A 22,282-nucleotide genomic window follows, 5' to 3' on the forward strand; every position below is an offset into this window, starting at 1 on the left:
GTTGCTGATACAAGCGTGGAGGGAGGCGCCATCTTCTCCCCGTATCCAAGCCCTATTGTGCTGCGCGTCGTCCGCGGTCTATGAGCTGCGGGCAAAGCTGCCACTTACGGAGACACCATGTCAGCCTCAGGCCAATCCCCCGAGCGGAACGCGAAGGCGCTGCTGCTTGAAGGCGTCAATGACAGCGCCGTGGACCTGTTCAGGAGCGCGGGCTTCACCAATGTCGAGCGGCTGACCAAAGCGCTCGACGGCGAGGATCTGCGGCGGGCGCTCAAGGGCGTGTCGCTGCTCGGCATCCGCTCGCGCACCCAGATCACCGATGAGGTGCTTGGGGCCGCCGACCAGCTCCTCGCGGTCGGCTGCTTCAGCGTCGGCACCAACCAGGTCGATCTCTTGGCGGCGCGCAAGCGCGGCATTCCCGTGTTCAATGCGCCGTTCTCCAACACGCGCAGCGTCGCCGAGCTCGTGATCGGCGAAATCGTGATGCTGCTGCGGCGGATCTTTCCGCGCTCGGTGTCGGCGCATGAGGGCGGCTGGGACAAGTCGGCGACCGGCAGCCGCGAGGTGCGCGGCCGCACGCTCGGCATCGTCGGCTACGGCAATATCGGCTCGCAGCTCTCGACGCTGGCCGAAGCCATGGGCATGCGCGTGATCTATTTCGATCGCACCGACAAGCTCCGCCACGGCAACACCGAACCGGTCGAGAAACTGGAGGAGCTGCTGGCGCAGAGCGACGTCGTCAGCCTGCACGTGCCGGAGACGCCGGAGACCGCCGGCATGATCGGCGAGCAGGAGCTGCGGGCGATGAAGCCGGGCTCGTTCCTGATCAACAACAGCCGCGGCACCGTGGTCGATCTCGATGCGCTGGCGCGCGCCTTGCGCGACGGCCATCTCGCCGGTGCGGCCATCGACGTGTTCCCGATCGAGCCGTCCTCGAACGCGGATCGCTTCAACAGCCCGGTGCAGGGTCTCGAGAACGTCATCCTCACCCCGCATATCGGCGGCTCGACCGAGGAGGCGCAGGAGCGGATCGGCGGCGAGGTGGCGCGCAAGCTGGTCGACTATTTCATCACCGGCTCGACCATGGGGGCGGTGAACTTCCCGGAGGTGCAGCTGCATCTGCGCCCCTCCGGCGCGCGCTTCAGCCACGTCCATCGCAACGTGCCGGGCATGCTGCGGCGGCTGAACGAGGTCTTCCTCCAGCGCGACATCAACATCGCCGCGCAATATCTGGAGACCGCCGGCGACCTCGGCTACGTCGTGCTCGATGCCGACCTCGGCGGCGAGGATTCCGGAACCCTGCTCCAGCAGATCCGCAGCCTCGAAGGCACGGTCGGCGCAAGGCTGGTATTCGAGCACTAGAGCATTATCGGTTCTGATTGAATCAGAACCGAAGCTCTAGATTCTTGTTTTGACGCGTTTTCTTCACGCGAACCGGTATCCACTTCGCTCGAAAACGCTCTAGGCACCCACGTTCTGGTTGCAATGATCGGCCGCGGCTCTCTACACTGTCGTCATCCTCGGCGTGTTACAAATCGCGTCGAATTTGAGCTTCAGTTGCGTCGGTGCCGCGATGGAACGGGACGCCGTGCTGATCGATCTTGCACTTCAGGGCGGCGGTTCGCACGGCGCCTTCGCCTGGGGCGTGCTTGATCGCCTGCTGGAGGAAAAGTGGCTCACCATTGCCGCGATCTCCGGAACGTCGGCAGGCGCGATGAATGCAGCGGTGCTGGCGGACGGCTGGACGGCCGGCGGCGCCGAGGGCGCGCGTGAGGCGCTTGCACAATATTGGCGCCGTGTCTCGAAGGCCGCGGCATTCAGTCCGCTCCAGCGCTCGCCGCTCGACCGGCTGATGGGACGTTGGACGCTCGATACATCGCCCTTCTACATCTTCACCGACCTGATGTCGCGGGTGCTCTCGCCCTACGATCTCAATCCAGTTGGCTACAACCCGCTGCGCGCGGTGCTCGCAGAGAGCATCGACTTCGAGCGGCTGGCGCGCTCGCCGATCATGCTGTTCATCACCGCGACGCGGGTGCGAACCGGGCGTGGACGCATCTTCCGCAATGCGGAGATCACGGCCGACGTTCTGCTCGCATCGGCCTGCCTGCCGACCATGTTCCGCGCCGTCGAGATCGACGGCGAGCCTTATTGGGACGGCGGCTTCGCCGGCAATCCGACGATCACGCCGCTGGTCCGCGAAAGCGACGCGCACGACACCATTCTGGTCCAGATCAATCCGACGGAGCGCCTGGAGGAGCCGCGGACGGCCGCGGAGATCCTCAACCGGCTCAACGAGATCTCCTTCAACTCGCCGCTGATGAAGGAGCTGCGCATGATCGCGCTGCTGCGCCAGGCCGCCGATCCCGGCAGCGGCGAGGGGGCGCGCTGGGCGAAGATGCGGACGCATCGGATCAAGAGCGACATGCTGGCGAAGTTCGGCGCGTCGTCCAAGCTCAACGCGGAGTGGGAGTTCATCTCGATGCTGCGTGCCGAGGGACGCCTCGCCGCGGAGGCGTTTCTCGGCGAGCATGGAGCGGATATCGGCAGGCAATCGACGGCCGATCTCGACGTGCTCCTGTCGGAGTGCTGAGGCATGGGTCTTCTCGGCCTCCTCGTCGGCCTCGGCCTGCTCGTCCTGTTTGCGTTTCGCGGGTGGAGCGTGCTCCTGCTCGCGCCGTTCGCCGCACTCGTGGCTGCGCTGTTCGGCGGCGAGCCGCTGCTTGCCAACCTCACCCAGGTCTTCATGGTGAATGCAGCCGGATTTCTGGCGCAGTTCTTCCTGATCTTCCTGCTTGGCGCCGTCTTCGGCAAGCTGATGGACGACAGCGGCGCGGTCACGTCGGTTGCCGCCTTCATGGCCGAGCGCCTTGGCGAACGCCGCGTGGTCCTTGCGGTGGTGCTGGCTGGTGCGCTGGTCACCTATGGCGGCGTCAGCCTGTTCGTCGCGTTCTTCGTCATCGTCCCGATGGCCCGTTCGCTGTTTCGTGCCGCGGCAATCCCGCGCCGCCTGATCCCGCCTGCAATCGTGCTGGGGACGTCGACCTTCACCATGTCGGCGCTACCGGGCACGCCGTCGATCCAGAATGCGATCCCGATGCCGTTTTTCGGCACGACACCGTTTGCCGCGCCGGGCCTCGGCATCATCGCCTCCCTCATCATGCTCGGCGCGGGATTGTGGTGGCTGCGACGCGCCGAAGCCGCCGCCCGGCTCGCCGGGGAGGGCTATGGCGATGACGTCGAGGATATGACCGAGCGCGCAGCCGCCGACGAGCTCGTGCGCGAACGGGCGACGACGGCGCGGGAGTTCGATCCGGCGGAGATGAAGCACGGGCAGCGCAGCAGCGCGCCGGCGCCTGTGGTGACCGCGATCCTGCCGCTGGCCGTCGTCGTCGCGGTCAATCTCATGATGTCGCTCCTCGTCCTGCCGCGCCTCGATGTCTCCTATCTCGCCGAGCAGCGCTTTGGCAGCACGTCGCTCGCCGCGGTCGCGGGCGTGTGGTCGGTCGCGGTCGCGCTGGCTGCGGCCATCGCCACCACCATCGCGCTGAACTGGACGCGCCTGCCGGCATTGCGGCAGACCATGGACGCGGGGGCCAATGCGTCGGTCCTGCCTGCATTCAGCGTCGCCAGTCTCGTCGGCTTCGGTGCGGTCGTCGCCTCGCTGCCGGGATTCATCGTCGTGCGCGACTGGGTGCTCGCGATCGAAGGCGGTCCGCTGGTCTCGCTTGCAGTCTCGACCAACATTCTCGCCGCCCTGACCGGGTCGGCGTCAGGCGGACTGACCATCGCCCTCGATGCCCTCGGCCAGACCTATGTCGAGCTCGCCGAGCGGGCCGGCATCGACCTCGCGTTGATGCATCGCGTCGCGGTGATCGGCTCGGGAACGCTGGATATCCTGCCGCACAATGGTGCGGTGGTCAGCCTGCTCGCGATCTGCGGCCTGACGCATCGCGACAGCTATTTCGATATCGCGATGGTGGGCATCGTGACGTCGCTCCTGGCGCTGGTGGCCGTGATCGCTCTGGGAAGCGCGTTCGGCTCGTTCTGAACGAACGTGCCGGTTGCCTAGGCGGCGAGCCGGTCGAGCAGAGCCAGCATGACCGGTGCGTCGGGCATCGGCAGCACGGCGTCGATCCGTTCGAGCAGGCGCGACTGCAACAGCGCATTGCGCGCCTTGCCGATGGTGCCGAGCGGGCCGCGGAAGCCATGGTCCTCCCAGGCCATTTCGAGCAGGCTCTCGCTCGTCAGGGCATCGATGAGGTCGTCGGCCTGGCGCTCGATGCTGATCAGCGGATGGGCCGAGAACACCGTCGGCTGCGGATAGAGGATGACGGGCTTGGCCGGCGCATTGGCCTCGAGGCGCTTCCAGCGCTCCGCATCCTGGAGCACCCATTCGACCAGCTGATTCTCGTAGCCGACGATCAGCGGCTGTGCGCCCGCGCCGCCGGCGACATAATCGTCGAACAGCTTGCCCGAGGACGGCGGCTTGAAGCCCATGCGGCGGAACACGGTGGCGACGTCACCGTCGATCCTGCTCAGCGTGTCAGGCATCACGACGTCGCCGGACAGAAGGCTCGCCGCAAGGCCGGCGAACATGAAACCGGAGTTGGACTTGTTCGGATCGGTGCAAACTACGCGGGCGCGCCCGAACAGGTCGGCGACGCCGATTGCCGACCAGTTCTCGCCGGCGATGATGGCCTTGAGCAGTTTCGACAGGTCCACCGTATAGCGCGGCCCGCCGGCGGGCTGGGCGATGCCACCCTTCACCAGGCCTTCGGCGATCCTGTCCCAGGAATAAAGCACGATCGGCGAGTTGAAGATCACCTGGTCGCGCGAGATCTTGACGCCGGAAGCCCGGGCGACCTCGACCAGCACCGACGAGGACGGCCACAGGAATTGCGGCTTCTGGTCCAGCAGCGCGCGCTCGCGGACCATTTCGACCGAGCCCGCGCGGCGGCCGTCGAGGATCAGCCCGAAGCGGCGTTCCAGCACGCTCTTCACGCGGGCATTGGCGAGAAAGCCCTCTTTCTCGCCGCCGGCAAAGCCGGACAGCCGCTTCGCTTCGCCGAAGCGGCCGGCGATCTCGGGATGCTCGCGCAAATAAACATAGCCGCCAGTCGCCGCCGCGCTCGCGGCGACGAGGCCGATGCCGAAGGCACGGCGCGAGATGGCCATCAGGAGGTTCCTCTCTTGGTCTCGATCGGCGCCGCGGGTGGCGTCGGGCCGATGTCCTCGTCGAGCGAGCTTTTCAACAGCTTCAGCTCGATGTCCAGCTTGTCGAGGTCGGCGTCCTGGAGGTTGGCGGCATAGCGGGTGAAGGCGCCGTCGAGCCGGTCGATCATCTCGCCCGCGGCGGCCAGCCGCGCGGTGTCGGGTACGGAGCTCTTCTCCAGCGCCCGGTAGGCTTCGGCGATCTCGGCCGCGCGCGGCAGATAGTAGGTCAGAAATCGGCGCACCCGGTCGAGCCGCAGCGGATCGCGCTCGATCGCGGCGAAGATGTCGCGGGCGATCGTCACCAGATGACGGATGCGGTCGGCCACGGCGCGGGTCCGGATGGCCGATGCGGTATACTCCATGCGTTCGGCGAGCGGCTCGGCTTCGGCCAGGAGCTCGTTTGCGAACTCGATCTTGCCGCGTGCCACGCCGCTGGCTTCCAGCGCGGCGAACCGGCTCCTCGGCGCCAGCGCCACGATGATGCCGCCGCCGGCGAGCGCGCTGATCCCGAGCGCGATCCAGAACGGCATGCCGAGACCGATCGCGAGCGACGGCAGCAGTGCCGCGGCTGCCATCCCACCCGCGATCCAGCCAAGTCCGGACGGCGTTCCTGCCATTCAGTTGTATCCTCGTACGGCGCGGAACGCGTCGGTGAGGCTCTTGCTGCCGTCGAACACGCGCCCTCCGGTCAGCTTTGCCAGATTGTCGAGTTGGGTGCGATCGACCTCGCTGCCGAACGTCACGCCGAACACCGGCACGCGACGGCCGTCCGCACGCCAGGCAGTCTCGAAGGTCGACATCGATCCCTGGCTCTTGCCATCGGTCATGATGACGATGGCCGGCAGATGCCGTCCGTCGTCGAGATGGGTCTTCATGGCCGCAAGCGCCTGTGCGCCGCAGGTGTAGAAGTCGGTGCCGCCGCTGGCGCGCAATTCCAGCGCGCGTGCGAGCAGGCCGGTCTGCTCGTTCTCGTCGCCGCTGGCGCGGGCCGTCCAGAGGATGTGATCGCTGAACGGCAGGACGAGAATCTGATCCGACTTGGTCCATTGCACCAGCACTTCACGCGTACGCGCGGGCGTGAGCAGGAAGCGCATGGCATCGCGTAGCTGCGTTTCGCCGGCGCCCTGCATGCTGCCGGAGACGTCGAGGCAGAGCGCAGTCAAGGAAGGCCGCCGCAGCGCTTCCTGATAGATCAGGAGCGCCTTCTGAATCACCGCGGGCTCGGGCGGACGGATGATGGTCAGTGACCGCGACGGATCCAGATTTGTCCTGGGATCGGGGGGAAGCGGCGTGGCGCGGCCGATCTCGACGCGGCGGCCGGTCCTGGCGATCTTCGCCTGGGCATCGTTGCCGAGCAGGAACGCCTGGAGGTCGGCGAAGAAGCCTTCGACGTCCTTGCCGCGGCCGCGGTCGACGAAGCCGAGCGGCGAATCGGCGATCGCCACGCCGTCGGCGGGGTAGATCGCGTAGAGCGGCTCGTGCTTCTCGGCGATCAGCTTGTCGTTGGTTTCCTTGATGACCGCTTCATAATTCCAGATCGCCTGGTAATGCGCGCCGCTGCGCTCGCCGTCGCGGTAGAGGTCGGCGAGCCAGCCGCTCGAGCCTGCGCTGCGCTCGACCCCCTTCAGCAGTCCTCGCGCCGTCGCCAGCACTTCGGGCTTGTCGAGATCGCCGGCCTCGATCAGGTCGGGCTTGCCGATGCCGGCCGCCAGCATCGCGAGATAGGCCGCAGCTCCCGAGTTCGACTGCGTCGCCGACGTCATCAGGAATTTGAGCTTGCCGCCCTCGACGGCCGCGAGGATGTCCTTGGCGGTCACCTTGGCGCCGATCCAGCCGAGTTCCTGCGCCTTGGCGCGGCGCACGCCGAGGATCACCGGCATCTGCACGATCGACTTGACCATCTTCACGCGCCGCGTGGTGTCGAACATGTCGATCCAGATCGAGGCGGCGGGCCAGACCGCGTCGGCGCCGGGATCGCCGGCCTTGAGGGCCAGGGCGATGTCGAGCGAGCCCTGATAGCGCATGGTGCAGGTCGCGTTGCGGGACTTGCAGAACTCCTGCACCAGCGGCTCGAGGACGTCGTTTTCCGAGCCCGAGAGGATGGTGAATTGCGGCCCCGGCCCGCCGCAGCCCGACAGCAGCATGGCAATCAACGGCGCTGCCGCGAGCAGCGCCAGCGGGCGCCGCAGGAAGCGAAGAGTTCTCATGCGCGAGCCTTCATGCAACAGCCCTTATGCGGAAGCTTCATGGAGAAACCGTTACATGGCGCGCATCTAGGGAGCCGCCTTCGATATCGCGGACTTCAACTCGTCCGTCAGTTGCGCCATTCGCTGCTCGATTTCGGCGCGTTTGGTGCGGCCCTGTTCCTGCACCGTGAGCACGCCGGAGATGGTGTCGATCAGATCCCGGTTGGCCTTTTCCAGGGTCTGGATGTCGACGATGCCGCGTTGCGATTGCTTCTCGATCTCGATCGCTTGGGTCTTCATCATCTCGGATGCCTGGCGCATCATCTCGTTGGTCGCGTCGGTGACGGTCTTTTGCAGCTCCAGCGCCGACTTCTGCCGGTTCAGGCCGAGCAGCAGGATCATCTTCTGCTTCCAGACGGGAATCGTGAGCTCGGTGGTGGCCTGCAAATTCTCGATCAGCGTTTCGTCGCCGGACTGGACGATGCGGATCTGCGGCAGCTGCTGGATGCCGATCTGGCGCGCCTGTTGCAGATAGAAGACGCGCTTCTCGAGCCGGTCGAGCGCCTGGAGCGCGTCCTGATAGGTCTGCGCGGCGAGCATTGCGTCGCTGCCCGCGGCTTGCGCCTTCGTGCTCCGCTCCATCTCGATCAGCTTGCCGCCGCGGAACTCCTCGGTGAACGCCTTGCCGGCGGCGATGTGGGTATCGAGCTGGCCGAGCGCGCCGCGGGTCTGTTCGTAGAGATCGTCGAGCAGCGCGATGTCGCGGCGCAGAACCTCCTTGTTGCGGTCGAGCTCGACGCAGACGCGGTCGATCTGCGAGGCGACGTCGTTGAACTGCTCGGTGAAGCGGCGCAGCCGCGCCTCCGCCGACGAGAACAGGCGGGCGAGAAAGCCCTTGTCCTTGAGATCGGCCGGATCGAGCCCGCGCGCCTTGCCGAGGATATCCGTCAAGAGCTTGCCGGTCGCGCCGAGTTCGCGATTCTGGGTCTGGGCAAGGATACGGTCGGCGAACTCGACCACCGAGCGCTGGGCGCGCTCGCCGAAGGTGACGAGGCGCGAGCGATCCGAAATGTCGATCTCGGACTTGATGCGTGCGACCGCCGAGGCATCCGTCGCAAGCGCCGGGACATTGATGGTTTCGCTCACCACTCGCTCCTTGTTGTTGCCTCGGTCATAATAGCATGCCGACCGGACAGGCAGATAACTCCAGCTCGCATGACAAGTTGATGACAGCCTTTGGACTTGGTCGGCGGAAGGGCTGTGCGCGTTCGGCGCTGGGACAAAATTTCACATTAGGTTCAAATTCTTGCGGGTACCGACCACGCGCCGGGCGCGGTTTTTCGTTGATGGCGGCGGCTGCGCCGGCCGCGACGATTGACGGCCGGCGATCAGTTGCCTTGAATTGGCTGGCCTGTCGGCTGAACGATAACAGGGGATGGAAACTATGGTGCGTAGGATTGCGAGGCCGTATGCGTGGCTGTTGGGTGTCGTGGCCGCTATCGGCGCGAGCACCGCATCGGCGGCGACGCTGACCGATGATGCCGATACCGTGTGCAAGAGCCTTGTCGGCGGCACGGATGCGGTGAAGATCGATGCCGCGACGCTGCTCGCGCCGTCGCAACTCGCCGTTGCCGAACGCGGGCCGACGCCGTCAGGCCGCATCACGCCGGCCAATCCCGCCTTCTGCAAGGTGCTCGGCCATATCGACCCCACCGATCCCAAGGCGCCGCCGATCAAATTCCAGGTCAACCTCCCGGTCGAGTGGAACGGGCGTTCGGTGCAGTATGGCGGCGGCGGTTTCAATGGCGTGCTGATCACGGGCCTGGCGCTGCCGCCGGCCTATCCCTTCGACAGGCCGGCGCCGCTCGCGCGCGGCTTCGTCACCTACGGCACCGATTCCGGCCACGAGACCAAGCAGGGCGAGCCGCCGCAGGTGTTCGCGCTGAACGACGAAGCCTTCGAGAATTTCGCCCATCGCGCCTACAAGAAGGTGCGCGATGCCGCCGTCACGCTGATGGAGCGCGCCTACGGCAAGAAGCCGGAGAAGATGTACTTCATGGGTTCGTCCGAGGGAGGCCGCGAAGGCCTCACCATGGCGCAGCGTTACCCTGATGATTTCGACGGCATCTTCGCCCGCGTGCCCGTCATCAACTGGGTGGGCCTGCAGCATGCCGGCACGCGCTCGGGGCTTGCGACCAAGGGTGACGGCTGGATCAATCCGGCCCAGGTGAAGCTGGTCGCCGAGGCGGTGCGCGCGGCCTGCGACAAGGCCGATGGCTCCGATGATGCGCTGGTGCAGAACCCCGTGGCCTGCAAGGCAACGTTCAAGGTCGAGACGCTCGGCTGCGCGGGCGGAAAGACGGGCGACCAGTGCCTCACCGAGGCGCAGATCAAGGCCGTGAATACGCTGCACGGGGCCTACAAATTTCCGTTCGCGCTCGCCAACGGTCTCGACGATTATCCGGGCTGGGGCGTCTCCGGCGAGGACACGCCGGCGGTCGGCCCGACCGGCGGCTGGGTCGCCTGGTGGCTCGGCACTGCGCCGCCGGCGCAGCCGCCTGCGCCCAACAACGGCATCGCCTGGATCTATGGCGCCGGCGGCATCCAATATGTATTCGCACGCGATCCCAAGCTCGATGTCACCACCTACAAGGTGGAGGAGCACAAGGCGCGGCTGCTCGAGGTCTCGAAGCTGATGGATTCGACCGATCCCGATCTCAGCCGCTTCCGCGCCCGCGGCGGCCGGCTGATCATGCTCGAGCACATGGCCGATTATGCGCAGAGCCCCTATGCCGGCATCCGCTATTTCGAGAGCGTCGAACGCAAGCTCGGCAAGGCCGAGACCGCGGAGTTCGCGCGGCTCTACACCGCGCCCGGCGTCGATCATGTCGGCTCCGGCGCGCCCGCCAATGTCGACATGCTGAGCGCGCTGGTCGACTGGGTCGAGAAGGGCAAGGCGCCCGGCGATCTCGAAGTCGCCGAGCAGAAGGTCGAAGCGCCCGCATTCGCGACGCTGCGCGCGCTGCCGCTGTGCCGCTGGCCTGCGTGGCCGCATTACAAGAGCGGGCCGGTGACGGATGCGTCGAGCTTTACTTGCGCGCCGTAGCGAAACCGCTCGTTTGACAACCGCCCCGCGCCCGACTATATATTTCGCATGCGAAATAAATCCGCCGCAGGGACGCGTCACCGGCTGGTCTACCTGCTGAGCGTCGCGCAGCGCCGGTTGCAGCGCTGGATGGCGGCGCGGCCCGAGAGCGAGGTGACGCCGGCGCAGGCCGGGCTGTTGTTCATCCTCGGCAAGCAGGATGGTGTGTTGATGGGCGAGGCGGGCGCGGCACTCGATCTTGGGCCGGCCGGCATTTCCGGCCTCGTCGACCGCACGGCCGCCGCCAGACTGATCGAGCGGCGGGCCGACCGCGAGGACGGGCGCGCCTGGCGGATCTGGTTGACGCCAAAGGGTCGGACGGCGCTGGCGCAGGCGAAAGCCAATGCGGCGGAAGTCAATGCGGCGCTGACGGAAGGGTTCACCAGCGCGGAGATCGACATCGTCGCGCGCTGGCTGACGAGCATTCAGGACAAATTCCCGAGAGGAGCAGACGAATGACCCAGCATGTCCGGATCGAGAACAATGGCGGGATTCTCACGCTGACATTGGCGCGTCCCGACAAGAAGAACGCGCTGACGGATGCGATGTACGGCAAGCTCGCCGATGCAATCGAATCCGCCGAGTTCGATCCGTCCGCGCGCGTGATCCTGATCCGCGGCGAAGGCGACATGTTCACCGCCGGCAACGATGTCGGCGAGTTCGCCGCGGTCGCAGCGGGCAAGTCGGAAGGAAGCCGCAACGTCGTGCGCTTCATCCAGTCGCTGGCGCGTTGCACCCGGCCGCTGGTCGCGGCCGTGCAAGGCCGCGCGGTCGGCGTCGGCACCACGATGCTGCTGCATTGCGATCTTGTCGTGCTCGCCGACAATGCGCAATTGTCGACGCCCTTCGTCAGCCTCGCGCTGGTGCCGGAAGCCGCCTCCAGCCTGCTGATGCCGGCGCGCATCGGCCATGCCCGCGCCTACGAGATGTTCGCGCTCGGCGAGACCGTCCCGGCGAAGTCTGCGCTGGAATGGGGGCTCGCCAACCGCGTGGTGCCGCTCGACAAGCTCGATGCCGAGGCGCTCGCACTCGCCCAGCGTCTGGCCCGCCAGCCGGCCGGCGCGCTGATCGCGACCAAGCGGCTGATGCGCAGCGGCGAGGCGCTGGTCGCGCAGATGCAGGCCGAAGGCGAGCAGTTCGCGCAGCGCCTGCGCACGGCGGAGGCCCGCGAGGCGTTCACCGCTTTTGCCGAGCGTCGACCGCCGGATTTTACCAAGGTCGCGTGAGGAGACGCGGCCCTTCGGGAGCGCGGCACGCACAACCGCAGGTATTGATTAAAGTCTTAACCAAACATTGGCACGTCGCGATGCAAGGTGGCCTTCATTGAAGCGTAGGCCTCCTGACCCATGGCAATTTTTAAGAAATCGGTAAGCACGCTGCTCCTGGTGTTGATGGCGCTTCTTGCCGTCGGCGCACTGACCAGCACGGCGATCCAGATGGTCGGGGCGTTCGGCCGCTACAGTGACAGCCTCGAAACGGCCCGGCTGGCCGCCGCCGACAAGGCGATCTTCCATGGCGTCCTGGCCTTGCGCAACAACCGCGGCGACGCCCAGAGCGCGCTGCTCGGCGAGGACGATCCGCGCGCCAGGCTCGGCGCAGCCGAGAAGGCCGAACAGGCCGGCTTTGATGCCATCGTCGCGGCGCTCTCGACCGTCGAATTTGCCCGGCGCGATGAGCTCGCGAGCACGCTCAAGCAGCGCTGGAGCGAAGCCGCGCCGAAGTTTCAGCTGTTCTACGACGAGGCGAAGCTGCCGCGCGCCGAGCGCAAGACGGAGCGCACCGGCGCCTGGTACGACGCCGTCACCAAGGTGATCGATACGGCCAATCTGGCGTCCACCGCGGTGTCGAACCGCGCCTGGATGAACGATCCCTTCATTGCCCGCATGATCCAGACCCGCCGTCTCGCCTGGCAGGTGCGCGACCGTTACGGCATCCAGTGCTCGACGCTGCGTCCGAACGTCAACACATCGAAGCCGCTCGACGAGACCCAGAAACAGACCGTGGCCGGCTGGAACGGCATCGTCACCGCCGGCTGGACCGGCATGGACGAGCTGCTGGCCGCGCCCGACGTGACGGCGGAACTGGCCAACGCGGCGAAAGAGGCGCGCGCCAAGACCGATGGCGTCCTCAAGCAGATCGGCGAACTCACCAGGAATTTCGACGGCAGCGGCCGTCCCGCGATGCCCGCCTCGGAATGGAACACGCTGTGCCAGTCGCCCTTCGCGTCCATCGTCGCGGTCGCGAACAAGGCCCTCGACCAGTCGATCGCGCGTGCCGAGACCGTTCAGGAGAAAGCCCTCACCAATCTCATCGTGCAGTCGGTCGCGTTCCTTGTCGCGCTCGCCGTGACCCTGGCCGGCGTGTTCGTGGTGCGCAACCGCTTCGTCCGCCCGGTGCGCGCCATTCTCGACGCCATTGCCCGCATCAGCGCCCGCGACTATGCGACGCCGGTTCCGCAATCCCGGCATCCCGACGAGTTCGGCACCATGGCCGCCGCGCTCGAAAGCCTGCGCGAGAGCGCGGCGACCGCGGAACGCCTGGGCCAGGAACGCGAATCGCAGCAGGCGCTTCAGCTCGCCCGCTCCGGCACTGTCGATGCCGCGTGCCGCGGTTTCGACGACACCGTGCAAGCCGTCATCCAGGGCGTCGCGGCGTCGGCGAGGGAGCTCGATGCCACCGCGAGCGACGTGCGCTCGCTGGTCTCGGAATCGAGCAGCCAGACCGCGGCGGTCTCCGCCGCCGCCGAGCAGGCCACCAACAATCTCGAGACCATCGCCGCCGCAACCGAGGAACTCTCTGCCTCCGTCGGCGAGATCTCCGCCCAGGTGCAGTCCAGCGCGCGCGAGGCGCGTGAGGCTGTTGCGCAGGCCGAGCAGACCAACGCGACGGTCGAGATCCTCGATCAGACCGCGAGCCGCATCGGCGAGGTCGTGAAGATGATCAACGCGATTGCGGGCCAGACCAACCTTCTGGCATTGAACGCCACCATCGAGGCCGCGCGTGCCGGCGAAGCCGGCCGCGGCTTCGCCGTGGTCGCCGGCGAGGTCAAGAGCCTCGCGGCCCAGACCGCAACCGCGACCGAAGAGATCTCGCGCCAGGTCGAGGAGATCCAGGGCGCGACGGGACAGGCGGTCGCCGCGATCCGCTCGATCGGCGGCGCCATCAGCGGCATCGACGAGAAGATGACCGCGATCGCTGCGGCCGTCGAGCAGCAGCGCGCGGCCACCACCGAGATTTCGCGCAATTTCCAGCAGGCCGCGCAGGGCACCCGCGAGGTCACCGACACCATCGGCAGCGTCGCCAAGCTCAACCAGGAGACCGGCAACGCCGGTACGGTGCTCTCCGAGTCGGTCAAGAAGATGTCGGCCGACACCGACCGTCTCCGCGTTGCGGTCGAAGGCTTCCTCGGTGCCGTGAAGACCGCGTAGCTCCGATCACTCTTTAATCCCGACCCTGCGTGATCGGCATTGCTGCCGGTCCTCGCGGCGGGTACATCTGTCGCGCCGCGCTAGGTGAGCCCCGCGGCAGATGCGCAGGATATCAGGGATGGAGAGTTCAATGCCGGTCACCCAAAACAAGGCCCAGCGCCCCTACCGCGGCGTGTTCCCGGTCGCACCCACCATCTTCGACGAGCGCGGCGGGCTGGATCTCGAGGGTCAGCGCCGCTGCATCGATTTCATGATCGATGCCGGCTCGAACGGCATCTGCATTCTCGCCAATTTCTCCGAGCAGTTCGTGCTCACCGATGCCGAGCGCGAGACCGTGATGCATGCGGTGCTGGAGCATGTCGCGGGACGGGTTCCCGTGATCGTCACCACCACCCATTTCAGCTCGGCCGTTTGTGCCGCGCGCAGCAAGCAGGCCGAAGCGGCCGGCGCCGCCATGGTGATGGTCATGCCGCCCTATCACGGTGCGACCTTCCGGGTGCCCGAGAAGGGGATCGTCGAATTCTTCAAGGTGCTCTCGGAGGCGATCGACATTCCCGTCATGATCCAGGATGCGCCGGTGGCCGGCACGCCGCTCTCGGTCGAGCTGCTCGCGCGGCTGGCGCGCGAGTTCTCCAACATCCGTTATTTCAAGATCGAGGTGCCCTTCGCCGCCGCAAAGCTCCGCAGCCTGATCGAGGCCGGCGGCAGCGACATCGAGGGTCCCTGGGATGGCGAGGAGGCGATCACGCTGCTCGCCGATCTCGACGCCGGCGCCACCGGCGCAATGACCGGCGGCGGCTATCCGGACGGCATCCGCCAGATCATCGATCCCTATTTCGCGGGCAAGCGCGAGGAGGCGAAAGCCGCCTACGAACGCTGGCTGCCGCTGATCAACTATGAGAACCGCCAATGCGGCCTGAGCGCCTGCAAGGTCATGATGCAGGCCGGCGGCGTGATCAAGTCGGACGCCGTGCGCCATCCCTTGCAGCCGCTGCATCCGGCCACGCGGGCAGGGTTGCTCGAGCTCGCAAAGGAGCGCGACGCGCTGGCGCTGCGGTGGGGCAAGTAGGTCTCTACTCGCTCCGCTGCTGCATCTCCGCTGTCGTCCCGGACAAGCGCGCCCAAGCGCGCGCCGATCCGGGACCTCCGCGCGAGCGCTCGCGCTCGTCGCGATAGCCACGGGGAGAAGCTTGGCGAAGACTCGGAGTTGGCAGTTCGCACCACAACCCCTCCCTGTGGCTATAGGTCCCTGCGTTCGCAGGGACGACACTGAGTGGGGCGTACGAGTGTCCCGCCTATCCCGCCGGCTTGCCTCTGGCTGAAGGCGTCGAATTAACGCGATTCCGCCGGTTTCCCCCGGCCCGGCGATCAAGTATCGTACGCTGGCCAACCAGGTCCTGCGGAGCAGTCTCGAGACATCGCCTAACACCTCTTCATTATGCCGTTATCCCGAGCCAGGTTGGCGCGAACCGACAGAACAGGGAGGCAGTGCCATGACGATGAGGCCGGATCCCACCTTTCACGCATCGCCCAAGCTTGCGATGGAAGCACCTGCGGAGAACTTCGCCTACACCTTGCTGCTCAGTCCGGATTTCTCAAAGCCGGATGCTCTCGCGGTCATCGACGTCAAGCCGGGATCGCCGACCTATAGCCAGATCGTCCACACCGTGACGATGCCCAACAAGGGCGACGAGTTTCATCACTTCGGCTGGAATGCCTGCTCCTCCGCGTTGTCACCGCTCGCCGGGCACGCCTTCATCGAGCGGCGCTATCTCATCATCCCCGGGCTGCGCTCGTCGCGGATCTACATCATCGATACCAAGCCCGATCCGACCAAAGCGAAGATTCACAAGATCATCGAGCCCGAGGAAGTCTTCAGGAAGACCGGCTACTCGCGGCCGCACACCATCCATTGCGGGCCGGACGGCATCTATGTGAGCACGCTGGGCGGCGGCGGCAAGGACGGCACCGACGGACCTCCAGGCGTCTTCATCATGGATTGCGAGACGTTCGAGGTCCTTGGACGATGGGAGATCGACCGTGGCCCGCAGACACTGCATTATGACTTCTGGTGGAATCTGCCGCGCGATTACATGGTGACGAGCGAATGGGCCTTGCCGCCGCAGTTCGAGAACGGGATCGTCCCGGAAGATCTGCTGTCGAACAAATACGGCCATCGTCTCCACTTCTGGGATCTTCGCGCCCGGCGCAACGTGCAAACCATCGACCTCGGCGCCAATCACCAGATGGCGCTGGAGGTGCGGCCCGCGCACGATCCGGTTCGCGAACATGGCTTCGTCGGCGTTGTGGTCGACACCACCAACCTCGAAGCATCGATCTGGACCTGGTGGCGCGAAGGCGGGAAATTCCATGCGGAGAAGACGGCGACGATCCCGCCCGAGCCCGCGCCCAAGGAGAAGCTCCCGCCGCTGCTCCAGGGATTTGGCGCCGTGCCGCCGCTGGTGACCGACATCGACCTGTCGATGGATGACCGGTTTCTCTATGTCTCGTGCTGGGGCACGGGTGAAATGCGCCAGTACGACGTCAGTGATCCGCGCAAGCCGAAGCTTGCGGGCTCCGTCCACATCGGCGGCATCGCGCGCCGCACGCCGCATCCAAATGGCAAGGCCTTTGCGGCCGGTCCGCAGATGGTCGAGATCAGCCGCGACGGCAAGCGGGTGTACTGGACCAATTCGCTCTATTCCACCTGGGACGACCAGTTCTATCCCGACGGGGTTCCGGGCGTGAAGGTCATGGCCAATGTCGGTCGCAACGGCGGTCTCGAGCTCGACAAGGATTATTTCGTGAGCTTCCCCGACGGATATCGTGCGCACCAGATCAGGCTCGAGGGCGGCGACTGTTCGACGGACTCTTTTTGCTACCCGTCGGTCTAGATTGGGGGCACGCGAGCCCGGCGCTTGGCTGGCTCTGGCTCGCGCTTGTTGCGAGCGGTCTCTACCACGGGGTCAATCCGGGGATGGGATGGCCGCTCGCCGTTTCGGCCGGGCTCATGGACAAGAGCCCACGCGCGCTCTTCGGTGCGTTGTGGGCCCTGTCGGCCGGGCATCTGCTGGCAACCCTTCTCGTGCTGCTGCCATTCGCCTTTCTGCTCGTGCTGGCCGAATGGCAGCGTTCGATCCAGCTGGTCGCGAGCCTTCTCGTCATCGGCTTCGGCGTCTATCGGTTGATCGTGCGGCGCCATCCCCGCGCGCTGGCACGAATTCCGCCGACGCAATTGGCGCTCTGGTCGTTCGCGGTTGCCATTGCTCACGGCGCCGCCTTGATGCTCGTGCCGATCTATCTCGGGATCTGCCAGGCCTTCGAGCTCGATGCCGGCCACGAGGCGGCGGGCACGCTGATGAAGGCAAGCCTCGGGATGGCGGTGCTGGTGTCCCTGGTGCACGTGACCGCCATGGTCAGCGCCGGCGGATGTCTGGCATGGCTGGTCTACCGCCATCTGGGATTGAGGTTCGTCTCGCGAAGCTGGTTCAATCTGGATGCAGTCTGGGCGACCAGCCTCGTTCTGGTCGGCGTCGTGGCGCTCGGCTTCAATCTTGCGAGCTGGCGTTGAGCCCGGATGTCTGTCCCACCGCCGTCATTGCGAGCCAACGGGTCCGCGCGTAGCGCGGCCCGATGACAGGCTCCGCGAAGCAATCCAGACTTTCTCCGTGGAAACAGTCTGGATTGCTTCGTCGCTTCGCTCCTCGCAATGACGGAGGATGTGGCGATTATTTTGCTAGCGCCCACTCGCCGATGATGCGGAAGCGGGAGGCCGCGTTGTCCTGCCGGAACAGCGCGATGCGATCGATCGCGAGAGTATCAAGTTTGAGCGCGGCAAATTTCGCCCGCAGCATCTCCAGAATCGGGCCGCGTCGCTCCGCGTCCAGCCGCCCAGTTAGCGTCATGTGGAAGCGGAATTCTTCCATCACATAAGGGTAGCCCCAGCGGTCGAGATAATCGCGTTGCCGTTCGCTCAGCTTCTCGGGCTTGCGCCGCTCGCGGTCCTCCGTCGTCAGCGCCGCACGGAACGAGTCGAAATCGCGGACGCAATCGGCGGCGAGCTGTTGGGGCGCATCGACCGGCTCGGCCGGAATCACGGCAATGAAGCCGCTGATGGAATCGACGACCGGACGAATCGCCGGAATCCGCCGCGCCTTCCCGGCGAATGCCGCGCAGGCGGCTGCGAGCTCGGCCTCCGTCCGGCCAGGCGCCAGCGTCATCGGCGCCTTCAGGGTGGCGTGAAAGCCGTATTTGCGGGGATCGGCGCTGACGTCGCGCCAGTCCGGTGCAACGTGCAGCGCCTCTTCCGGGAACGGCAGCTCGTTGCCGGTGTAGGCATCGTAGCCGAGCAGCTCGGCGCCGAAGCGGGAGAGCGCGCTGTCGGCGCCGGCGGCAAAATAGATCGCGTAGCGGGGAAAACCTGTCATCGTCCGAGCATAACCGGTTCAGGCCGCGACGACAGCCTCGCGCGGCGTTGCCACCGCTGCGAGCAACCGCGTTGCATCGGTGAGATGCACGAGCTTTCCGCCTGATATCACCGCGACGAGCCGCGGCCGCAGCTTCACGCTGTCGTCCACCAGCAGGATGTCGGCGCGGCGGCCTTCCGCGAGGATGCCGCGATCCGTCAGGCCGGTGGCGCGTGCCGGCCCTGCGGAGACCAGGTTCCAGGCTTCGGTCAGCCGCAACACGCCGTCGGCCGCGAGGCGGAATGCAGCGAGCAGCTGGGCCGGATAGTAATAATCCGATGCCAGCACCGAGCAGAGGCCCTTGGCGATCATGTCGGACGCCCTGGTCCAGCCGGTGTGGCTGCCGCCGCGCACGACATTCGGCGCGCCGTAGACGATGGCGTCGCCGTGGCTTGCGGCCGCTCGCGCCGTCTCCTCGTTGATCGGAAATTCGGCGATCATCGCGCCGAGCTCGCGAAACTCCTGACGCATCGTCGGTGTCGCATCATCGTGCGAGAGCATCCGCACCTCGGCAGCGCGGGCCGCCGCGGCGAGCCGCGACACCGAGGCCGGCACGTCGGCTGCGCGCGCGACCACGCGTTCCACCAGCCGATCAAAATCCTCGTTCGACAGGCCGGTGCGCTCCACCATGCGGTTGCGCTTGCGGGGCTTGGCCATGTCGGCCACGGTGCCGTCCATGTGGTCGTTGAAGGCGAACAGGTCGACGCGGCCCTCGGAGAGCCACTGGCTGATTTCAGGTTCGGCGTCGAGATTGTAGGTCTCGTGCCGCAGATGGAAGCGGGTGTCGGCGGCGAATTGCGGACGCTGCCGCTCGATCGCCTCCATCAGGCCGCGCGCGTTGCCGGCGCTGCGCAGGCCCGGCTCCCACGAACAGGTCGTGGCGTGGAACACCGTGGTGATGCCATTGCTGATCGCCTGGCGGTCGCTGTCGGCGAGCGCGACGTCGATCGGGAAGTCGACGCCGGCGCGCGGCATCATCTGCCGCTCGAAGGCATCGCCGTGCAGGTCGACGATGCCGGGCAGCACCAGGAGATTGCGGGCATCGATCGCGAGCCGGGTGCGGCCGCGAGAGGCATCCATCCCTGCAATGTCCTGGCCGGACACAGCCAGTGAAGTTTCGACGAGATCGGCGCCGATCAGGGCCCGGCCGCCTTCAAGGAATATGTCTGTCACGCGACCGCGCTTCGTTTGCTGGCAGGAGAACTGGTGAGAGAGCTTGCCCGTGCTTCATATGTCGAGAGGAAATCTTCAATCCCGAGCTTGCGAAAATCGGGCAGTGCCTCGCGCAATTTGTCGTGATCCCAGTCCCACCAGGCGAGCCTCGCGAGCCGGCTGGCGATCTCCTCGGAGAACCGCCGCCGCACGATGCGCGCCGGATTGCCGGCGACGATCGTGTAGGCCGGCACGTCCTTGGTGACGATGGCGCCGGCCGCGATCACCGCGCCGGTGCCGATGTTGCGGCCGGGCAGCACGATTGCACCGTGGCCGATCCAGACGTCATGGCCGATGTGAACGTGGTGCTGGCGCCGCCAGTCGAAGAACTCGGCATCGTCGCTTTCGCCTTCGAAATAGGCGCTGGAGCGGTAGGTGAAATGGGCCTGGGTCGCGCGGTGCATCGGATGATTGCCGGGATTGATGCGCGTCATCGCCGCGATCGAGCAGAACTTTCCGATGGTCGTGTAGGTGATCTGGGCGTCGTTCACGACATAGGAGTAATCGCCCATCGTCACTTCATGCAGGATGGTGCGCGCACCGACCTCGGTATAGGCGCCGAGCTTCGTTTCGTGCAGCTTCGCCGAAGGATCGATGGTCGGTTGGACCGAGAGCGCTTTGGCGGCCATGCTGCATCCGAAAATTCGAGGGGGCGTTCGTCTTCGAGCGGCTTGATGACGGCGTCATGACGTAACGATGACAGGGGATGAGGTGTGCAGAATCGCCGCACCGCAACGCGCGTGTCACACAAGTGTCAAGCGCCGGCGCTAGCGGTGGGGGCCAGCTAATCTGGAGCCCTGCATGCTGGTGGTGGAAGGTCTGACGTGCCGCTTCGGCGCAAAAGCCGCGGTGGACGACGCTTCGTTTCAAGTCTCCCCCGGCGGCTTCGTCGGCGTGATCGGGCGGTCCGGCGCAGGCAAGTCGACGCTGCTGCGGACCATCAACCGTCTTGCGACCCCGACGCAGGGCCGCATCCTGTTCGACGGCATCGACGTCACCGCGCTGCGCGGCAAGGAGCTGCGCCAATGGCGGGCGCGTTCGGCGATGATCTTCCAGCAATTCAATCTGGTCGGCCGGCTCGACGTTCTCACCAACGTCCTGATGGGGCGTCTTGCGACCATTCCGGCCTGGCGCTCGCTGTCGCAGCTCTGGCCTGAGCACGACAAGGCGCTGGCCATGTCCGCGCTCGAGCAGTTCGACATCGCCTCGCTCGCGGCCCAGCGCGCCGACCAGCTCTCCGGCGGCCAGCAGCAGCGCGTCGCGATCGCCCGCGCGCTGGTGCAGCAGCCCGATATCATCCTCGCCGACGAGCCGATCGCCTCGCTCGATCCGCGCAACACCAAGATCGTGATGGATGCGCTGCTGCGCATCAACAAGCACTTCGGCATCACCGTGCTCTGCAATCTGCATTCGCTGGATCTGGCGCGCAGCTATTGCGACCGCCTGATCGGCATGGCGGCCGGCCGCGTGGTGTTCGATGGTGCGCCGTCCGCGCTGACCGATCACGTCGCGCGCGAGCTCTACGATCTCGAAGCCGCCGATGTCATGGGCGGAATGCCGGCTCCGGCGCCCGAAGGCGTCCCGGCGCTCGGAACGGCCGCGGCGGCGTAAGCCGCGCCGCACCTGTTGAGTTGCAAGTCTTTGCGTCAACCGACCTCAACCGATGAAGAGGGTATCATGATCACTCGCAGATTAGTCCTTGCCGGCGCCGCCGCGCTCGCGTTCACGACGTCAGCCTCCGCCGACGACTGGAAAGCCAAATATCCAGAGCTGACCTTCGCGGTCGTCCCGGCCGAGAACGCCTCGGGCGTCACCGAGCGCTGGGCGCCCTTCGTGAGCTATCTCTCCAAGGAATTGGGCGTGAAGGTCACGCTGCGCATCGCCAACGACTATGCCGCCGTCATCGAAGGCCAGCGTGCCGGCAACATCCATATCGCCAGCTACGGCTCGGCCTCGTTCGCCCGTGCCCGTCTGACCGGCGTCAAGACCGACGCCTTCGCCAACGACATCAACGCCGACGGCTCGACCGGCTACTACTCGGTGTTCTTCGTCAAGGCGAGCAGTGCCTACAAGAAGGTCGATGACCTCAAGGGCAAGAACCTCGGCCTCGTCGACCCGAATTCCACCTCCGGCAACAACGTGCCGCGCTTCGAACTCGACAAGATGGGCATCCCGGATGCCGACACCTATTTCAGCAAGGTCGTCTTCACCGGCAGCCACGAGAACGCGATGCTGGCGCTGGCGCAGGGCACGGTCGACGTCGCCGCCAACCAGTGGACCAGCGACGACGATTCCACGCTGGCGCAGATGCTGACCAAGGGCATGCTGAAGAATGCCGACGGCTCGGCGATGAAGAAGGACGATTTCCGCATCGTCCACAAGTCGGCGCCGATCATCAACGGCCCCTATGCCTACAACTCCGACCTGCCGGAAGCCGCCAAGGCGGCCATCGCCAAGGCGTTCTTCGATGCGCCGGCCAAGGACAAGGCCGCGTTCGACCGTCTCTCCGACGGCCAGAAGAAGGGTTTTCATCCCGCCACCACCAAGGACTGGGATGGCACGATCGAGCTGATCAAGTTCGTCGATGCGCTGCGTAAGAAGAAGGCGTCCTGATCTCAGGACGATGCA

General features: G+C 66.2%; 19 protein-coding genes. 12 read left to right on the forward strand and 7 right to left on the reverse strand.

Annotated elements, in window-relative coordinates:
* Window positions 1-117 precede the first annotated feature (117 nt).
* The 3 genes from serA to GPL20_RS30940 all read left to right on the forward strand — a co-directional run bounded on the left by serA (window position 118) and on the right by GPL20_RS30940 (window position 4,051).
* Complete coding sequence (gene serA, locus GPL20_RS30930) at window positions 118-1,362, forward strand: phosphoglycerate dehydrogenase (RefSeq protein ID WP_157334869.1); 1,245 nt, start codon at window positions 118-120, stop codon at window positions 1,360-1,362.
* Window positions 1,363-1,573: 211 nt separating this feature from the next.
* On the forward strand, window positions 1,574-2,593 hold the full coding sequence (locus tag GPL20_RS30935; protein ID WP_157334872.1) for a patatin-like phospholipase family protein: 1,020 nt from the start codon (window positions 1,574-1,576) through the stop codon (window positions 2,591-2,593).
* Between the two features lie 3 nt (window positions 2,594-2,596).
* The gene (locus GPL20_RS30940; protein WP_157334874.1) at window positions 2,597-4,051 is read left to right on the forward strand and encodes a GntP family permease; all 1,455 of its coding nucleotides are present in this window, start codon (window positions 2,597-2,599) and stop codon (window positions 4,049-4,051) included.
* A gap of 17 nt (window positions 4,052-4,068) precedes the next feature.
* Here the strand turns inward: GPL20_RS30940 and GPL20_RS30945 are convergent, their stop codons facing one another.
* The 4 genes from GPL20_RS30945 to GPL20_RS30960 form a co-directional block, all read right to left on the reverse strand.
* Window positions 4,069-5,178, reverse strand: a complete 1,110-nt coding sequence (locus GPL20_RS30945; protein WP_157334876.1) for a hypothetical protein — start codon at window positions 5,176-5,178, stop codon at window positions 4,069-4,071.
* Window positions 5,178-5,834, reverse strand: a complete 657-nt coding sequence (locus GPL20_RS30950) for a 5-bromo-4-chloroindolyl phosphate hydrolysis family protein (RefSeq protein WP_157334878.1) — start codon at window positions 5,832-5,834, stop codon at window positions 5,178-5,180. The genes GPL20_RS30945 and GPL20_RS30950 overlap by 1 nt, the downstream gene beginning before the upstream one ends.
* Complete coding sequence (locus tag GPL20_RS30955; RefSeq protein WP_157334880.1) at window positions 5,835-7,424, reverse strand: vWA domain-containing protein; 1,590 nt, start codon at window positions 7,422-7,424, stop codon at window positions 5,835-5,837.
* A 66-nt stretch (window positions 7,425-7,490) separates the two neighbouring features.
* Window positions 7,491-8,549 (reverse strand): toxic anion resistance protein, encoded by a 1,059-nt coding sequence (locus tag GPL20_RS30960; RefSeq protein WP_254125652.1) that lies wholly within the window; start codon window positions 8,547-8,549, stop codon window positions 7,491-7,493.
* Window positions 8,550-8,838: 289 nt separating this feature from the next.
* Here GPL20_RS30960 and GPL20_RS30965 point away from each other — a divergent pair, with 289 nt between their 5' ends.
* From GPL20_RS30965 to GPL20_RS30995, 7 genes are all read left to right on the forward strand, one after another.
* The gene (locus GPL20_RS30965; RefSeq protein WP_157334882.1) at window positions 8,839-10,509 is read left to right on the forward strand and encodes a tannase/feruloyl esterase family alpha/beta hydrolase; all 1,671 of its coding nucleotides are present in this window, start codon (window positions 8,839-8,841) and stop codon (window positions 10,507-10,509) included.
* A gap of 48 nt (window positions 10,510-10,557) precedes the next feature.
* On the forward strand, window positions 10,558-11,007 hold the full coding sequence (locus GPL20_RS30970) for a MarR family winged helix-turn-helix transcriptional regulator (protein WP_157334884.1): 450 nt from the start codon (window positions 10,558-10,560) through the stop codon (window positions 11,005-11,007).
* Complete coding sequence (locus tag GPL20_RS30975; RefSeq protein WP_157334887.1) at window positions 11,004-11,774, forward strand: enoyl-CoA hydratase; 771 nt, start codon at window positions 11,004-11,006, stop codon at window positions 11,772-11,774. The genes GPL20_RS30970 and GPL20_RS30975 overlap by 4 nt, the downstream gene beginning before the upstream one ends.
* Window positions 11,775-11,894: 120 nt before the next feature.
* On the forward strand, window positions 11,895-13,976 hold the full coding sequence (locus GPL20_RS30980) for a methyl-accepting chemotaxis protein (protein WP_157334889.1): 2,082 nt from the start codon (window positions 11,895-11,897) through the stop codon (window positions 13,974-13,976).
* Between the two features lie 130 nt (window positions 13,977-14,106).
* Window positions 14,107-15,045: a dihydrodipicolinate synthase family protein gene (locus GPL20_RS30985; RefSeq protein WP_157334891.1), complete on the forward strand. Its 939-nt coding sequence runs from the start codon at window positions 14,107-14,109 to the stop codon at window positions 15,043-15,045.
* Between the two features lie 424 nt (window positions 15,046-15,469).
* Window positions 15,470-16,870 carry a selenium-binding protein SBP56-related protein gene (locus GPL20_RS30990; protein ID WP_157334893.1) on the forward strand — a complete coding sequence of 467 codons (1,401 nt, stop codon included), beginning with the start codon at window positions 15,470-15,472 and terminating at the stop codon, window positions 16,868-16,870.
* 83 nt (window positions 16,871-16,953) lie between these two features.
* The gene (locus GPL20_RS30995) at window positions 16,954-17,547 is read left to right on the forward strand and encodes a hypothetical protein (protein WP_157334895.1); all 594 of its coding nucleotides are present in this window, start codon (window positions 16,954-16,956) and stop codon (window positions 17,545-17,547) included.
* Between the two features lie 157 nt (window positions 17,548-17,704).
* Here the strand turns inward: GPL20_RS30995 and GPL20_RS31000 are convergent, their stop codons facing one another.
* Genes GPL20_RS31000 through GPL20_RS31010 form a run of 3 tightly spaced genes read right to left on the reverse strand, consistent with a single transcriptional unit; the run spans window position 17,705 to window position 20,283 of the window.
* Window positions 17,705-18,403 carry a DUF1045 domain-containing protein gene (locus GPL20_RS31000; protein ID WP_157334897.1) on the reverse strand — a complete coding sequence of 233 codons (699 nt, stop codon included), beginning with the start codon at window positions 18,401-18,403 and terminating at the stop codon, window positions 17,705-17,707.
* Window positions 18,404-18,421: 18 nt separating this feature from the next.
* The gene (locus GPL20_RS31005; protein WP_254125650.1) at window positions 18,422-19,615 is read right to left on the reverse strand and encodes an alpha-D-ribose 1-methylphosphonate 5-triphosphate diphosphatase; all 1,194 of its coding nucleotides are present in this window, start codon (window positions 19,613-19,615) and stop codon (window positions 18,422-18,424) included.
* Window positions 19,612-20,283, reverse strand: coding sequence for a transferase hexapeptide repeat family protein (locus GPL20_RS31010; RefSeq protein WP_157334899.1), 672 nt, complete (start codon window positions 20,281-20,283; stop codon window positions 19,612-19,614). Before GPL20_RS31010 ends, GPL20_RS31005 begins: the two co-directional genes overlap by 4 nt.
* Before the next feature lie 172 nt (window positions 20,284-20,455).
* Between GPL20_RS31010 and phnC the strand changes: the two genes are divergently transcribed.
* On the forward strand, window positions 20,456-21,265 hold the full coding sequence (gene phnC / locus GPL20_RS31015; protein WP_157334901.1) for a phosphonate ABC transporter ATP-binding protein: 810 nt from the start codon (window positions 20,456-20,458) through the stop codon (window positions 21,263-21,265).
* Between the two features lie 66 nt (window positions 21,266-21,331).
* Window positions 21,332-22,267, forward strand: coding sequence for a phosphonate ABC transporter substrate-binding protein (phnD, locus tag GPL20_RS31020; RefSeq protein ID WP_157334903.1), 936 nt, complete (start codon window positions 21,332-21,334; stop codon window positions 22,265-22,267).
* The last annotated feature ends 15 nt before the right edge of the window (window positions 22,268-22,282 follow it).

Source organism: Bradyrhizobium cajani (genome assembly GCF_009759665.1).
In the GTDB taxonomy this organism is placed as follows: Bacteria; Pseudomonadota; Alphaproteobacteria; order Rhizobiales; family Xanthobacteraceae; genus Bradyrhizobium; species Bradyrhizobium cajani.

What these genes read in the sequence shown, in the direction of transcription:
- GPL20_RS30980 (WP_157334889.1), top strand. Translation starts at nt 11,895, where the DNA reads ATGGCAATTTTTAAGAAATCGGTAAGCACGCTGCTCCTGGTGTTGATG.
- GPL20_RS30955 (WP_157334880.1), bottom strand. Translation starts at nt 7,424, where the DNA reads ATGAGAACTCTTCGCTTCCTGCGGCGCCCGCTGGCGCTGCTCGCGGCA.
- phnC (WP_157334901.1), top strand. Translation starts at nt 20,456, where the DNA reads ATGCTGGTGGTGGAAGGTCTGACGTGCCGCTTCGGCGCAAAAGCCGCG.
- GPL20_RS30950 (WP_157334878.1), bottom strand. Translation starts at nt 5,834, where the DNA reads ATGGCAGGAACGCCGTCCGGACTTGGCTGGATCGCGGGTGGGATGGCA.
- GPL20_RS30945 (WP_157334876.1), bottom strand. Translation starts at nt 5,178, where the DNA reads ATGGCCATCTCGCGCCGTGCCTTCGGCATCGGCCTCGTCGCCGCGAGC.
- GPL20_RS30965 (WP_157334882.1), top strand. Translation starts at nt 8,839, where the DNA reads ATGGAAACTATGGTGCGTAGGATTGCGAGGCCGTATGCGTGGCTGTTG.
- GPL20_RS31000 (WP_157334897.1), bottom strand. Translation starts at nt 18,403, where the DNA reads ATGACAGGTTTTCCCCGCTACGCGATCTATTTTGCCGCCGGCGCCGAC.
- GPL20_RS30935 (WP_157334872.1), top strand. Translation starts at nt 1,574, where the DNA reads ATGGAACGGGACGCCGTGCTGATCGATCTTGCACTTCAGGGCGGCGGT.
- GPL20_RS30975 (WP_157334887.1), top strand. Translation starts at nt 11,004, where the DNA reads ATGACCCAGCATGTCCGGATCGAGAACAATGGCGGGATTCTCACGCTG.
- GPL20_RS30995 (WP_157334895.1), top strand. Translation starts at nt 16,954, where the DNA reads ATGGGATGGCCGCTCGCCGTTTCGGCCGGGCTCATGGACAAGAGCCCA.
- serA (WP_157334869.1), top strand. Translation starts at nt 118, where the DNA reads ATGTCAGCCTCAGGCCAATCCCCCGAGCGGAACGCGAAGGCGCTGCTG.
- GPL20_RS30990 (WP_157334893.1), top strand. Translation starts at nt 15,470, where the DNA reads ATGACGATGAGGCCGGATCCCACCTTTCACGCATCGCCCAAGCTTGCG.
- GPL20_RS31010 (WP_157334899.1), bottom strand. Translation starts at nt 20,283, where the DNA reads ATGGCCGCCAAAGCGCTCTCGGTCCAACCGACCATCGATCCTTCGGCG.
- phnD (WP_157334903.1), top strand. Translation starts at nt 21,332, where the DNA reads ATGATCACTCGCAGATTAGTCCTTGCCGGCGCCGCCGCGCTCGCGTTC.
- GPL20_RS30940 (WP_157334874.1), top strand. Translation starts at nt 2,597, where the DNA reads ATGGGTCTTCTCGGCCTCCTCGTCGGCCTCGGCCTGCTCGTCCTGTTT.
- GPL20_RS30970 (WP_157334884.1), top strand. Translation starts at nt 10,558, where the DNA reads ATGCGAAATAAATCCGCCGCAGGGACGCGTCACCGGCTGGTCTACCTG.
- GPL20_RS30985 (WP_157334891.1), top strand. Translation starts at nt 14,107, where the DNA reads ATGCCGGTCACCCAAAACAAGGCCCAGCGCCCCTACCGCGGCGTGTTC.